General features: G+C 68.8%; 14 protein-coding genes. 10 read left to right on the forward strand and 4 right to left on the reverse strand.

Annotation, left to right across the window (positions count from 1 at the left end; genetic code table 11):
* Nucleotides 1-37 precede the first annotated feature (37 nt).
* Both BJ988_RS16795 and BJ988_RS16800 read right to left on the reverse strand, forming a co-directional pair.
* Nucleotides 38-973 carry a glycoside hydrolase family 25 domain-containing protein gene (locus BJ988_RS16795; RefSeq protein WP_179659030.1) on the reverse strand — a complete coding sequence of 312 codons (936 nt, stop codon included), beginning with the start codon at nt 971-973 and terminating at the stop codon, nt 38-40.
* A gap of 32 nt (nt 974-1,005) precedes the next feature.
* Nucleotides 1,006-1,374, reverse strand: coding sequence for a YciI family protein (locus BJ988_RS16800; protein WP_179659032.1), 369 nt, complete (start codon nt 1,372-1,374; stop codon nt 1,006-1,008).
* A gap of 37 nt (nt 1,375-1,411) precedes the next feature.
* Between BJ988_RS16800 and BJ988_RS16805 the strand changes: the two genes are divergently transcribed.
* Nucleotides 1,412-2,653, forward strand: a complete 1,242-nt coding sequence (locus tag BJ988_RS16805) for an RNA polymerase sigma factor (RefSeq protein WP_179659034.1) — start codon at nt 1,412-1,414, stop codon at nt 2,651-2,653.
* Here BJ988_RS16805 and BJ988_RS16810 read toward each other — a convergent pair.
* Nucleotides 2,626-3,069, reverse strand: a complete 444-nt coding sequence (locus BJ988_RS16810; protein WP_179659035.1) for a hypothetical protein — start codon at nt 3,067-3,069, stop codon at nt 2,626-2,628. The two genes, BJ988_RS16805 and BJ988_RS16810, sit on opposite strands and share 28 nt — an antisense overlap.
* A gap of 190 nt (nt 3,070-3,259) precedes the next feature.
* On the opposite strand from BJ988_RS16810, the gene BJ988_RS16815 reads away from it, so the two are divergent.
* The 8 genes from BJ988_RS16815 (at nt 3,260) to BJ988_RS16850 (ending at nt 10,342) form a co-directional block, all read left to right on the forward strand.
* Nucleotides 3,260-4,840, forward strand: a complete 1,581-nt coding sequence (locus BJ988_RS16815) for an alkaline phosphatase D family protein (RefSeq protein WP_179659036.1) — start codon at nt 3,260-3,262, stop codon at nt 4,838-4,840.
* A gap of 50 nt (nt 4,841-4,890) precedes the next feature.
* Nucleotides 4,891-5,193, forward strand: a complete 303-nt coding sequence (locus tag BJ988_RS16820) for a hypothetical protein (protein WP_179659037.1) — start codon at nt 4,891-4,893, stop codon at nt 5,191-5,193.
* A complete protein-coding gene (locus BJ988_RS16825; RefSeq protein ID WP_179659038.1) occupies nt 5,193-6,242 on the forward strand; it encodes a hypothetical protein in 1,050 nt (349 codons plus the stop codon). Before BJ988_RS16820 ends, BJ988_RS16825 begins: the two co-directional genes overlap by 1 nt.
* A complete protein-coding gene (locus tag BJ988_RS16830; RefSeq protein WP_179659039.1) occupies nt 6,239-6,736 on the forward strand; it encodes a DUF4919 domain-containing protein in 498 nt (165 codons plus the stop codon). The genes BJ988_RS16825 and BJ988_RS16830 overlap by 4 nt, the downstream gene beginning before the upstream one ends.
* Entirely contained in the window at nt 6,736-7,806 is a 1,071-nt protein-coding gene (locus tag BJ988_RS16835; protein WP_179659040.1) for a hypothetical protein, read from the forward strand. The genes BJ988_RS16830 and BJ988_RS16835 overlap by 1 nt, the downstream gene beginning before the upstream one ends.
* Complete coding sequence (locus BJ988_RS16840; protein WP_179659041.1) at nt 7,803-8,306, forward strand: DUF4919 domain-containing protein; 504 nt, start codon at nt 7,803-7,805, stop codon at nt 8,304-8,306. The genes BJ988_RS16835 and BJ988_RS16840 overlap by 4 nt, the downstream gene beginning before the upstream one ends.
* Nucleotides 8,307-8,328: 22 nt before the next feature.
* Nucleotides 8,329-9,345, forward strand: coding sequence for a WD40 repeat domain-containing protein (locus tag BJ988_RS16845; RefSeq protein ID WP_179659042.1), 1,017 nt, complete (start codon nt 8,329-8,331; stop codon nt 9,343-9,345).
* 100 nt (nt 9,346-9,445) lie between these two features.
* A complete protein-coding gene (locus BJ988_RS16850) occupies nt 9,446-10,342 on the forward strand; it encodes a protein kinase family protein (protein WP_246321511.1) in 897 nt (298 codons plus the stop codon).
* Here the strand turns inward: BJ988_RS16850 and BJ988_RS16855 are convergent.
* A complete protein-coding gene (locus BJ988_RS16855) occupies nt 10,327-12,186 on the reverse strand; it encodes an AMP-dependent synthetase/ligase (RefSeq protein WP_179659043.1) in 1,860 nt (619 codons plus the stop codon). The two genes, BJ988_RS16850 and BJ988_RS16855, sit on opposite strands and share 16 nt — an antisense overlap.
* A 310-nt stretch (nt 12,187-12,496) precedes the next feature.
* Between BJ988_RS16855 and rpsT the strand changes: the two genes are divergently transcribed.
* Entirely contained in the window at nt 12,497-12,757 is a 261-nt protein-coding gene (gene rpsT, locus BJ988_RS16860; RefSeq protein WP_179659044.1) for a 30S ribosomal protein S20, read from the forward strand.
* Nucleotides 12,758-12,975 lie beyond the last annotated feature (218 nt).

Consider the following 12,975-nt stretch of genomic DNA (forward strand, 5'->3'; position numbering starts at 1 on the left):
TGGGGGGAACGTACGTCTTCTCTCGATTGTCCCACGCTCAGTACTGATGGAACCAAAGCGGCAGCTGAACCGACTCGCCGGGACAGGTCACATTGCGGTCGCGGTTGTCCTCGAGCCACTGCACCATCACCGCGGCACCGCCCTGGAACATCCAGTCACCACCGCAGCGCTCCAGGGCCGCGGACCGCGAGCTCTCGCCCGCCGGGCGCCATTCGGGCAGCTGCAGCTGCAGGTCACCGACGATCGGCGTCCACAACCCCTCGATCGAGTAGACGCCGACCCGCTTCCCGGCATCCTGATAACCGGCCACGACACCGGTGACCACCGCCTGGTTCGCGGCGATGTCGTCGGACCATTCCCACACCGCGACCGGCTCGACGTCGACCCAGACCGCGGGCGACTCGAGCCCGGCGCGCTTCATCGTCTCGAGGTTCCACCGCGCCTGCTGGTAGCCGACGTTGGTCAGCCGGCCGATCCGCGTCTCCGGGTCGCCCGGTCCCTCGTCGCCGTACCTGCGGGTCGTGGCCTCGTCGGGGAACGAGGTGACCGCGTACGCCGAGGTCATCAGCTTGTTCTTCTTGGCCCACTCGACCTGTGAGGCCAGGCACGGGTTGGGATGGAACGCGGGGCCGTTGGTGAGCCCGATGACCACGTACTCCGCCGTCTCGAGCGGCATCGGCAGCCCCAGCGTCCGGCGCTCCTTGATGCCCATCCCCTTGGGGCACTGCGGCCAGCTCACGTCGCCGCCCTCGACGATCCCGCGATCGTTCGCCGGCGGAAGCGTCGGCACCTCGATCGACTCCTGCGGCCGCGGCGCGGTGCTCGTCGGGGCCTTCTCCTCGGGCACCACCTCGGCAGGCGCCGACGGCGAGGCGGACTCCGCACCCGTCTCCGGCTCGCCGGCACACCCGAAGAGCACCGGTGCCAGCAGGAGCAGCAGCACAGCGGGGTAGGTGTTCCTTCTCGGCCACATCACCGCAGATACTGCCACCCGACCCCAGCGGGTCACACCTGAGCGAAGTCGTCTCCCATCACCGGCCGGATCTCGATCGGCTCCCCGAGGGCGGCGACCATCCGCGACACGATGTCGATCGCGCGCTCCTGGCTGGCCACGTCGATGACCGCGAAGCTCGCCAGCACCTCCTTCAGCTCGGCGAACGGGCCGTCGGTGGCGACCGGACCGCTCGTCCCAGGCCGCACCGTGACCGAGACCGCCGGATGCCCCAGCCCTTCGGTGCTGATCAGCTCGCCGTTGGCGACCAGCTCCTCCTCGAACCTCTGATACTCCGCGAACGCAGCGAGGGCCTCCTCGGAGGCCGTGTCGGCCGCGTCCCACGCATCGGCGGGGGTGTATCCCAGCAGCAGGTATTTCATGCCCTGAACCTAGTCCCCGAAACTAGTCTCTATCGACATGACCGGACCAGCGCTCGAGGAGCTCCTCCGCACCGAGGCGCCGTACGTCCTGAGTGCACTGGTCCGCCGCTTCGGACGGTTCGAAGCCGCTGAGGACGCGGTCCAGGAGGCGCTGCTGGACGCCAGCGAGCAGTGGACACGCGACGGCGTTCCGGAGAACCCGCGCTCCTGGCTGACCCGGATCGGCTACCGGCGGATGGTCGACCTGCTCCGCTCGGAGCAGGCCGCCCACCGCCGCGAGCTCCAGGTCGGGATCGCCGAGGTGGTCACTCCGGCCGGCCCGGCGGCAGCGACCGACGACAGCCTGACCCTGTTGCTGCTGTGCTGTCATCCGGCTCTGTCGCGGACCGGGCAGGTGGCGCTCACGCTGCGCGCAGTGGGTGGGCTGACGACGGCCGAGATCGCCCATGCGTACGGGGTCCCGGAGACCACGATGGGCACCCGGATCAGCCGTGCGAAGCAGACGCTGCGCAAGGCCGGCGCCCGCTTCACGCCGCCCGAGGGGGCCGAGCTCGCCGAGCGGGTCGACGCCGTGCTCGACGTGCTCTACCTCGTCTTCAACGAGGGGTACACCGCCACCGCCGGAGCCGACCTGGGACGCGTCGACCTGGCGCACGAGTCCATCCGGCTGACCCGGATGCTCGCCCGGATCGCTCCCGGCGAGCCGGAGGTCGCCGGCCTGCTGGCGCTGATGCTGCTCACCGAGGCGCGCCGGCCCGCGCGCACCTCCCCGGACCTCGGCCTGGTGCCGCTGGCCGAGCAGGACCGTACGCAGTGGGATCGCGCTCTGCTCGACGAAGGGCTGGCAGTGCTGGCGGAGGTGTGGCGGTCTGGGGATCCCGGGCCGTTCCGGCTCCAGGCCGCGATCGCGGCCGTCCATGCCCGCACGGAGTCCGCGGCGGAGACCGACTGGCGCGAGATCCTCGGCCTCTACCTGCTCCTGGAACGTACGCTGCCCACCGCTCCGGTCCGCCTGGGCCGGGTGGTCGCTGCGGCCCAGGCGTTCGGCCCGGTGGTCGGCCTGCAGCTGCTGGACGAGCTCGACGCCGAGCACGGCCTCGCCGGCGACCCGCTGACCGCACAGCGGGTCCTGGCGGTGCGGGCGCACCTGCTGGAGCAACGGCACGACCCGTCCGCAGCCGCCCAGTTCCGGGCGGCTGCGGAGATGACCGCCAACGAGGCCGAACGCGACTACCTGCTGCGGCGCGCGGGTCAGGCGCGGGTCATCGTCGACTCGTAGCCGCCCTGGCCGGCGTAGTCCCACTCGCCGGCCATGACGTCGCCGGTCTCGTCGAAGGCGCCGACGAACTTCACCGGCGAGCCCTTCTCCCCACCCCAGATCGTCAGGGTGTCGCCGTCGAGCTCATAGACGTAGTCGAGGGTGGCGCCGGTGTTGTCGTAGTAGCGCGAGTGCACGTCGGCACTCGGCTCCTCCCCGAACGGGCGCAGGTTGCCGATCACCTCGATCCCTGTCGTGACCTGCCCGAACTGCTCGAGACGGACGTCTTGGAGCAGGAAGTAGCCGCCCTCCATCCAGCGGTAGGTCACCTCGCCCTCCGCTCCACCGGTCACCTTCCAGGTGCCGATGAGCCGGTCCAGGGCCCGGATGCCCGGGCTCGGCGCGGGTGCTGCGGGCATGGCGTACTCGTCGTTCATGGTGTCGCTCCTCTGCTGCGGCCGGCGTCTCCGGCCTTCACCCCTTCTCTCGGAGCCCGCTCAGCGATCTCGACATCTCGTGAAAGAAAAAGTTTCCTTCATCCGCGGCAGACACCCCACCGCGTACGTGTTCACCGACACGACCTGCGGAACTAACCAGCCGTTCCGCCGGCATCGGCAGGTTGTGCACATGACCCCACTCAACCGCCGCTCCGTCCTCGGCCTCGGTGCCGCTGCTGGTGCCGGACTCGTCGTCCCCGCCACCGTCGTCCCCGCCACCGCTGCCTCCGCCCCCGCATTCGGCCCTGCCAACTTCGTACGGAGCGACCGCCCGAACCTCACCCACGGCGTCCAGTCCGGCGATATCGGCACCCGGGGCGGCGTCCTGTGGAGCCGCGCCGACAAGACCTCCCGACTGGTCGCGGAGATCTCGGCCGACGAGTCGTTCCGCCGGGCCCGCCCGGTCAACGGACCGGTGGTGACCGCGCGGAGCGACTTCACCGGCGAGCTGCGGGTCCACGGCCTCGAGCCCGGCCGCGACTACTTCTACCGGATCCGCGCCGTCGACGCCGACGACCCGCGACGTGGCAGCGACTGGGAGCTGGGGCGGCTGCGTACGGCACCGAGCACCCGCCAGGACATCCGCTTCCTGTGGTCCGGCGACATCGCCGGCCAGGGCTGGGGCGCCAACCCGGACTTCGGTGGCTTCCGGATCGCGCCCGCGATGGCGGCACGCGAGGCCGACTTCTTCCTGAGCTCCGGCGACAACGTCTACGCCGACGGCCCGCTCACCCCGACCGTGACCCTCCCCGACGGGCGGGTCTGGAACAACATCGTCACCGAGGAGAAGCACAAGGTCGCCGAGACGCTGGCCGAGTTCCGTGGGCAGTACGCCTACAACATGCTCGCCGACAACTGGCGCGCCTTCCTCGCCCAGACGCCGATCGTGGCGCAGTGGGACGACCACGAGGTCACCAACAACTGGTACCCAGGAGAGATCCTGCCCAACGACGGTCGCTACACCGAGCGCCGCGTCGATGTCCTCGCGGCCCGCGCCAAGCAGGCCTTCCACGAGTACATCCCGGTCGGCGACGCCTCCCCCGACCCCGACGGCAGGATCTACCGCAAGCTCTCCTACGGCCCGCTGATGGACCTGTTCGTCCTCGACATGCGCACCCACAAGAACACCAACACGACCAACGCGGAGACCAGCGCCGACGGTGGCGTGCTCGGCGAGCGTCAGACGAGGTGGCTGCTGCGCGAGCTGGCCGCCTCTCGCGCCACCTGGAAGGTGATCGCTGCGGACCTGCCGATCGGCCTGGTCGTCCCCGACGGCACCCTGCAGGAGGGCATCTCCCAGGGCGACGGCGGCGCGCCGCTCGGCCGCGAGATCGACATCGCGAAGGTCCTCACCGGGCTCAAGCGGCTCGGGATCCGCAACCACGTCTGGCTGACCGCCGACGTCCACTACACAGCGGCGCACTCCTACGACCCCGCCCGCGCCAGCTACCAGGACTTCGACCCGTTCTGGGAGTTCGTCTCCGGTCCGCTCAACGCCGGCGCCTTCGGCCCGAACACGCTGGACGCGACCTTCGGTCCGGCCGCCGAGTTCGTGGCCGCTCCCCCGGCCGCGAACGCCTCACCGGCCGACGGATTCCAGTTCTTCGGCGAGGTCGAGATCGACGGGCGTACGCAGCAGCTCACCGTCACGCTGCGCGACATCGACGGCGGCGCTCTTTTTACCAAGACGCTGGACCCGAGTTTCCGTTAGGGTCCGCCTAGCCGTCTCCCGTTTCGGGCCCAGGAGGACCAAACCAGACCATGAGCGAGATCCATGTCGTCCCCAAGGACATGAAGGCAGCCATCACGGTCGCCACAGAGGCCGAGAGCAGCGTCCGCAAAGCTGATTCCGCCGGCCACCTGAGCAAGGCGGGCGCCGCGATCCCAGGCGCGGAGGCAGTCGGCTACATGTCCGATCTCGGCAACCGCTGGACCGACGAGACCAAGGCCGCCGCGGACAGCTCCCAGCGGCTCGCCACCCAGATGCAGAAGGCTCTCGACGAGGTCGAGGCCGCCGACGCCACCGCAGGAGTGAACGCCGGCGGCGTCATGGGCGGCAATTGATGGCAATCACGTTCGGCCAGGTCAAGACCTGGAAAGCAGCACCCCTGGGCGACGCCGGCGACGGACTCAAAGCCGACCTCCGCAACCTGGAGACCAGCCGCGACGAGCTCGAAGCAGGCGGCGTAGCCAAGTCCTGGACAGGCATCGCCGCCGAAGGCGCCCGCAGCCACCGCAACACCCTCGTCGCCGACCTCACCAGCCACATCACCGGCAAACAACAGATGCAGAAAGCGCTCTACAACGCCGAGACCCAGGTCGAAGCCATCGAACGCCTCGTCCAAGGCATCCTCGACCGCGCCAAGACCAGCGAGTTCAACGTCAGCGACGACGGCACCGTCACCAGCACCGCCACACCCCCCACCTTCACCAACCGCTACGAAGCCGAAGAATGGGGCACCAGCCGCAACACCATCGCCCAAGAGATCGCCGAAGACATCACCAACGCCCTCGCCAAAGCCGCCGGCGTCGACGCGCTCCTCACCGACGGCATCCCCACCGGCACCAACGACGGCCTCGACGACACCCGCCGGGAGCGCGGGATGGCGTCCCCCGAGCTCGCCGAGCGGTGGGCGCAGCTCACCGACGCCGAGCGCAAGGCGATCATCGACCAGAAGATCGAGGAGCTCGCCGAGGAGTACGGCGTCGAGGTCGAGGACATCATCTGGGACGACTCGATCAGCGGCAACGGATCGTGGAGCGAGAGCGAGAAGGCCGTACGCCTCAACCCCGACCGGCTCGGCGACCCCGACCTGCTGCACACCGTGGCCCACGAGATGCGTCACGCCCGGCAGAACGAGGCGATCGAGGACAACAACGACTTCCAGTTCTGGTGGGAGGACGACCCGTTCGACATGCACGAGGAGGACGGGATCACCGAGGAGCAGGCCGAGGAGTGGGAGGAGAACTTCGACGACTACAAGAGCCCCGACCCCGACTATGACGCCTACTACAACCAGCCGGTCGAGGTCGACGCCCGCAAGACCGGTCGCGAATATCTCGACAACGTGACCCCCGAAGAGCTCGACCGTCTCCTGAAGGAGTCGAAATGACGACGTACGCCGACCTGGTCACCGCCTACCTCGACGACCCTGGCGCCGAGACGCTGGCGCCGCTTCGCCGCGCGGTCCGCAACTCCGCCAACTTCACCGTCGATCTCGACCTGGGCGGGGTCGACAAGCTGCTCGCCGAGGGCGCCTACACCGAGGCCACGACCGCGCTGCGGGCGCTCATGCCCGGGGCGATCTTCAGCCCGTCGGCTCATCTGCGCCTGGCGACGGCCCTGGAGCGCTCCGGCGAGGAACGCTCTGCGGCCCGCGAGCGTCAGGTCGCCAGCGCCGCCCTGCGGAGCATCCGGTCGACCGGTGACGGCTCCGAGGAGCACCCGTGGACGGTGCTGCGGATCAACGACGAGTACGACCTGCTCCGTGCCCTCAAGAAGGTGCCGGGCCAGCAGGAGCTCCTCGAGACCGACGGACGGCGCATCGACCGCCACACCTGCGCCGACGGGACCCTCGTCCACTTCGACGCCACCACGCTCGTCTGATGGCGATCACGTTCGGCCAGGTCAAGACCTGGAAAGCAGCGCCCCTGGGCGACGCCGGCGACGGACTCAAAGCCGACCTCCGCAACCTCGAGACCAGCCGCGACGAGCTCGAAGCAGGCGGCGTAGCCAAGTCCTGGACAGGCATCGCCGCCGAAGGCGCCCGCAGCCACCGCAACACCCTCGTCGCCGACCTCACCAGCCACATCACCGGCAAACAACAGATGCAGAAAGCGCTCTACAACGCCGAGACCCAGGTCGAAGCCATCGAACGCCTCGTCCAAGGCATCCTCGACCGCGCCAAGACCAGCGAGTTCAACGTCAGCGACGACGGCACCGTCACCAGCACCGCCACACCCCCCACCTTCACCAACCGCTACGAAGCCGAAGAATGGGGCACCAGCCGCAACACCATCGCCCAAGAGATCGCCGAAGACATCACCAACGCCCTCGCCAAAGCCGCCGGCGTCGACGCCCTCCTCGCCCGTGCCCTGCCGGCCGGCGTCAACAAGGACGGCGACGAGTACGGCAACATCGACCCGGCGATCGCGGAGAAGTGGGCGACGCTCAGCACCGAGGAGCGCAAGGCCGTGCTGGAGGAGATGACCAGGAAGATCGCCGAGGAGAGCGGCGTCGAGATGCCTGACATCGACTGGGACGACCTGGCCAACGACACCTGGGACGACGGCAGCATCACCTACGGCTACTGGAGCGACGGGGACGGCAAGATGGCGCTCAACCCCAACATGCTCGACGACCCCGGCCTGCTGATCAACACCGTCGCCCACGAGGTCCGTCACGGTCGCCAGTACGAGGCGATCGACGACAACAACGACTGGCAGTTCTGGTGGGAGGACGACCCCTTCGACGAGCACAAGGAAGACGGGATCACCGAGGAGCAGACCGAAGAGTGGGAGGAGAACTTCGACGACTACAAGAGCACCGGCAAGGGCGACACCTTCGACGAGTACTACAACCAGCCGGTCGAGGTCGACGCCCGCAAGTCGGGCCGTGACTACCTGAACAACCTCTCCGAGGAGGAGTTCAACCGCCTCCTGGAGGAGTCGAAGTGACGACGTACGCCGACCTGGTCAGCGCGTACCTCGACGACCCCGGCCCCGACGCCCTCGGTCCGCTCCGCCGGGCGGTCCGCGGCTCGGCCGGCTTCACCCCCGACCTCGACCTCGACGAGGCCGACAGGCTGCTCGCCGAGGGTTCGTACGCGGCGGCCACGGCCGAGCTGCAGCGGGCCATGCCAGGGGCGATCTTCAGCCCCTCAGCGCACCTGCGGATGGCCGCCGCGCTGGAGCGGTCCGGCGATGAGCGGAGCGCGGCGCGCGAGCGACAGGTCGCCCGGGCCGCGCTGCGCAGCATCCGCTCGACCGGTGACGGGAGCGAGCAGCGCCCGTGGTCGGTGCTGCGTATCAACGACGAGTACGACATGCTCCGCGCAATGGGCAAGACGCCGGTCCGCCAGTCACTGCTGCGAAGAGGCGCTCGTGACGTCGACCGCCACGAAACGACCGACGGCGGCGTCTACCATTTCGACGCCACCCAGCTCGTCGCCCACTGAATCGGTCGCGGAAGGCCCCTGAATGAAACCCGTACTGCCCCTATCCGGAATCCTGCTTGCCGCGCTGCTCACCGGTTGCTCCGCCAGCGAGGGCGCGTCCTGCTCGTCGTCCGCGATGTTCCGCCCGGCTGCTGTCGCTCCCGGCGCGGTGTTCCCCGACAGCTTGAGCGTGAGTCCGGGCGGCGACGCGGTCGCGGCCGGCTGCTGGCAGGGCCTGTGCCGGTGGGACACCGCTGATGGGACGTACGAGGTGGCCTTCGAAGGCAACCCGATCGCTCTGGCCACTGACTGGTCGCTGGTCGCCACCGGTGGCGGCTGCGGCGACATCGCGCTCGTCGACCTGGACAGTGGCAAGCGCGTACGCACCCTCACCGGGTTGCCCTACGAGGACGACGTCACCGACATGAGCTGGATCCAGGACGCCGCGATCAGCCCCGATGGGAAGCTCGTGGCAGGCACCGGCACCGATGACACGCTCATGGTCTGGACCATCGACGGCGAGGAGGTCGTCGACGCCAAGGTCGAGGGCGCTGGCGCCCTCGCCTTCAGCCCGGACGGTGCGCAGCTGGCCGTCACCAGCGACGCCGGCGTCGAGATCCTCGACACGGACAACGGCGAGTCGACCGGTCAGGTGACCGGCGCCGAGGGCCTACCCGCGTGGAGCCCGAACGGGCGTTGGTTGGCGGGCCCGGGCACGGGCGGCGCACCGACGGTCTGGAGCGTCGAGGATCTCGAGGTCGTCGAGACCCTGCCCACCACCGATGCGACCGGCTTCTCCTTCTCGGGCAGCTCGGTGGGCTTCGCCGCGGACAACGCCGCGGCCGTGTGGAGCCCGAAGGCCCTCGGCGGCGACGGCGAGCCACGTACGCTGGCCGGGCTCGTCGACTCCGGGCGGACCGTCGAGGGTCCGGTGATGACCGCCTTCGGCCCCGACGGCGCGACGCTCTACGCGGCGACAGGGGACACGGGAATCACCGCCTGGGACCTCTCGGGCGACGAGCCCGGCACCAGGTTCACCCTGCCTCCGACGTCGTCATGAGGTCTTGCCGCATCTGGCGGAGCCGGGGACTCCCGGCCAAGATGTACCCGTGATACCGGCGATCCCGACGAACATCCCGCACGGACAGACTGCCCGTCGCTTGGAGTGGCCCCACCTGCCCCCGTTCCTGAGGTCGGCGATCGAGAAGCGGCTCGGCGGCGGACCGGTGGTGTCGGCGGAGTCGCACGGTGCCGGCTACACGCCCGGGTTCGCCTCTGTGCTGACCTGCGAGGACGGTTCCAAGCACTTCGTGAAGGCGGCCTCCGCCAAAGCCCAGCGCGACTCCGCGACGCTCCATCGTGAAGAAGCCGCGAAGCTGAAGAAGCTCGCCGGCTGGGTCCCTGCCCCGAAGCTGAAGTGGTTCGACGACGGCGAGTGGGTGGTCCTGGCCTTCGAGCACGTCGAGGGTCGGCTGCCGTCGCGGCCCTGGACGTCCTCGGATCTCGAGGTCGTCTCGCAGGCGCTGGTCGAGACCGCCGCCACGCTCACCCCGGCTCCGGGCATCGGCTGGCCGACCTTCGCCGAGGAGCACGCCTCGTACCCCGAGCTGTGGGAGCGGGTGGTCGAATACCCGCACGCCGAGAGGGCGGCTGGGCTGGCCGCCGGCTTCGCGGAGCACACCGCAGGCGAGACGCTGGTCCACCTGGACGTACGAGACGACACCATCCTCATCCGCCCCGACGGTGGCGTGCTGCTCGTCGAGTGGACCTGGCCGGTCCTCGGCGCCGACTGGATCGACTCGCTACTGCTGCTGATCGGGCCGCGCGGCGACGGTCTCGACGCCGAGTCGTTCCTGGCCGGCCATCCGTTGCTCTCGAAGGCTGCGCCGGAGGCGATCGACTCGGTCCTGGCCATCTTCGCCGGCTACTTCCTGGCTGCCGCCGAGCAGCCGGTGAAGACGACCTCGCCCCACCTCCGCAGGATGCAGCGGTGGCAGGGCGAGGTGTGTCTGGACTGGCTGATCGAGCGTCGAGGCTGGGATCAGGAGCCGGCGTAGAAGGCGTCGATGCGCGCCTGCTCCTTCTCCTCCACGACCTTCCGCTTCACCTTCAGCGACGGGGTCAGCTCACCGCTCTCGACGGTCAGGTCGTGCTCCAGGATCTCCCACTTCTTGATGGTCTCCCAGCGGTTGAGGCTCGCGTTGAGCTCGTCGACGTAGCCGCCGATCAGCTCACGCACCTGCGGCGAGGTGACGATCTCCTCGTAGGACTTCCCCTCCAGACCGTGGGAGGCGCCCCAGGCGGTGATCGACTCGGGGTCGAGAGCGATCAGGGCGCTGACGAAGTTGCGGTTGGCACCGAAGACGAGGAACTGGCTGGTGTAGGGGCACAGCGCGGCGAACTTCGACTCGATCGCCGGCGGGGCGACGTACTTCCCGCCCGAGGTCTTGAACAGCTCCTTGATCCGGCCGGTGATGGTGATGTAGCCCTCCTCGTCGATCGAGGCCTTGTCACCGGTGTGGTACCAACCCTCGGCGTCGAGCGCTTTGGCGGTCTCCTCGGGCAGGTTGTGGTAGCCGGGCATGATGTGCGGACCGCGGATGAGCAGCTCGTCGTTCTCGCCGATCTTCACCTCGCTGCCCGGGAAGGCCTTGCCGACGGTGCCGAGCTTGTTCTCCTTCAGGGTGCCGACGGACGCACCGGCGGCGTTCTCGGTCGAGCCGTAGCCCTCCATGATCAGGATGCCCGCCGCCCGGAACCACTCGGCGATGTCGCGGTTGAGCGGTGCGGAGCCGGAGATGAAGAAACGTACGCGGCCACCGAACCGGTCACGGACCTTGCTGAGGACCAGCTTGTCGAGCACAGCGTGCTTGAGCGCCATCCCGGTCGGCACCGACTTGCCCTCGCGCAGGAGCCGGTCGCGCGCGATGCCGTTGGCGAAGGCGGCGTCGAAGAGCTTCTTCTTCACGCCACCGTCGTTCTCGACCATCATCACGATCTTGGAGTGGACCTTCTCGAAGATGCGCGGGGCCGCACCCATGAAGGTCGGCTTCACGATCGCCAGGTTGTCGACGATCTTGTCCATCCGACCGTCGATCGCGGTCGGGAAGCCGCAGGCGATCTGGATCGAGAGCAGCACCTTGCCGAACACGTGCGACATCGGCAGCCACAGGAACTGCAGGTCGTCGGGACCGAGCACGTCGCCCTGGACCCGGACGGCCTCGCCCTCGTATACCCAGGCGCGGTGGAGCAGGCGCACGCCCTTCGGCTTTCCGGTGGTGCCGGAGGTGTAGACCAGCGTGGCCAGGTGGTCCGGGGTGATCTTGGCCGCGATCTCCTCGATGAGGCCCGGGTGGTCGGCGAGGTACTTGTCGCCGAGGGCCGCGAGGTCGTCCAGGCCGATGACCCGGTCGCCGTCGGTCGCCCCGTCGAAGGTGATGACCTTGACGATCTCGGGCAGCTCTGCAGCCTTCTCGGCGATCTTGGCGAGCTGGCTGTCGTCCTCGGCGAAGACGAAGCGGCACTCGGCGTCACCGAGGATGTAGGCGGTGTCCTCGACGTTGGTCGTCGGGTAGACGGTCGTCGTGGCGCCACCGGAGAGCATCACCGCCAGGTCGGCGATGATCCACTCGTAGCGCGTGGTCGAGGCGATCCCGACCCGCTGCTCGAGCTCGAGACCGAGCGAGACCAGACCCGCGGCGAGCCGGCTGGCCAGGTCGCTGGCCTCCTTCCAGGTCAGTGACTTCCACTCCTCACCACCTGCCTCCGTCGTCGAGCCGACGACGGGATAGCGGAAGGCTTCCGCATTCGGGGTGGCCTTGACGCGGTTGAGGAAGTGAAGGGCGAAGTTCGCCGGCATCTCGTCGAGAAATGCGAGATCGGTCGCGGACTGGGTCGGCATGATTCTCCTGGCCTGCAGTATGAGCGTGGGGGGTGAGCAATGGACGGTTTGCACGAGAGCCGCCGCGCGGGGGACCTTAGACGCTCGAGTGGCGTCGCAACAGGGGTCCCGCTCGGAAATCTCGTGACCGAGATCACCACAGCCTACCCTGGAGTAGCTACTCCGGGTACGGCGATTTGAGGCCACGGGACGCGAGTCTGTAATCTTGACCGCAAGCGTGTTCGCGTAGGCCTCTCCCCTCTCATTTCCCCGAGGGGCCGGATTGAGAGCTCGCACCACCACACGTCGAAGCACTGGAGATTATTCACCCATGGCGAACATCAAGTCGCAGATCAAGCGCAACAAGCAGAACGAGAAGGCGCACGAGCGCAACAAGGCCGTCAAGAGCGAGCTCAAGACCGTCATCCGCAAGTTCACCGCCGCCGCAGAGGCCGGCGACAAGGACGCTGCGGTCGAGAACGCCAAGGTTGTCGCCAAGAAGCTCGACAAGGCTGTCTCCAAGGGCGTCATCCACAAGAACCAGGCCGCCAACCGCAAGTCGGCGATCGCCAAGAAGGCCGCCTCTCTCTGAGGTAAGTCCCGTCGAAAGCCCCCGTCGTCCGTGGCGGGGGCTTTCGCATTCTCGTCGAGACGTCACGCGCGTCGCTCGAGACGTCACTCGCGTCGGCCGAGACGTCACTCGCGCCGGCCGAGTGGGCACCGTGCTGACGCCTCGGGCGACCTACCTGACGCCTCGGGTGACCTACCTGACGCCTCGGGTGACCTACCTGACGTCTCGGCCGACTTGGG

The organism is Nocardioides panzhihuensis (assembly GCF_013408335.1).
In the GTDB taxonomy this organism is placed as follows: domain Bacteria; phylum Actinomycetota; class Actinomycetes; order Propionibacteriales; family Nocardioidaceae; genus Nocardioides; species Nocardioides panzhihuensis.

Bases quoted from the DNA above. Each gene is read 5' to 3' on its own strand.
- BJ988_RS16815 (WP_179659036.1), top strand. From the start codon at position 3,260: ATGACCCCACTCAACCGCCGCTCCGTCCTCGGCCTCGGTGCCGCTGCT.
- BJ988_RS16805 (WP_179659034.1), top strand. From the start codon at position 1,412: ATGACCGGACCAGCGCTCGAGGAGCTCCTCCGCACCGAGGCGCCGTAC.
- rpsT (WP_179659044.1), top strand. From the start codon at position 12,497: ATGGCGAACATCAAGTCGCAGATCAAGCGCAACAAGCAGAACGAGAAG.
- BJ988_RS16800 (WP_179659032.1), bottom strand. From the start codon at position 1,374: ATGAAATACCTGCTGCTGGGATACACCCCCGCCGATGCGTGGGACGCG.
- BJ988_RS16830 (WP_179659039.1), top strand. From the start codon at position 6,239: ATGACGACGTACGCCGACCTGGTCACCGCCTACCTCGACGACCCTGGC.
- BJ988_RS16795 (WP_179659030.1), bottom strand. From the start codon at position 973: ATGTGGCCGAGAAGGAACACCTACCCCGCTGTGCTGCTGCTCCTGCTG.
- BJ988_RS16835 (WP_179659040.1), top strand. From the start codon at position 6,736: ATGGCGATCACGTTCGGCCAGGTCAAGACCTGGAAAGCAGCGCCCCTG.
- BJ988_RS16810 (WP_179659035.1), bottom strand. From the start codon at position 3,069: ATGAACGACGAGTACGCCATGCCCGCAGCACCCGCGCCGAGCCCGGGC.
- BJ988_RS16845 (WP_179659042.1), top strand. From the start codon at position 8,329: ATGAAACCCGTACTGCCCCTATCCGGAATCCTGCTTGCCGCGCTGCTC.
- BJ988_RS16825 (WP_179659038.1), top strand. From the start codon at position 5,193: ATGGCAATCACGTTCGGCCAGGTCAAGACCTGGAAAGCAGCACCCCTG.
- BJ988_RS16820 (WP_179659037.1), top strand. From the start codon at position 4,891: ATGAGCGAGATCCATGTCGTCCCCAAGGACATGAAGGCAGCCATCACG.
- BJ988_RS16855 (WP_179659043.1), bottom strand. From the start codon at position 12,186: ATGCCGACCCAGTCCGCGACCGATCTCGCATTTCTCGACGAGATGCCG.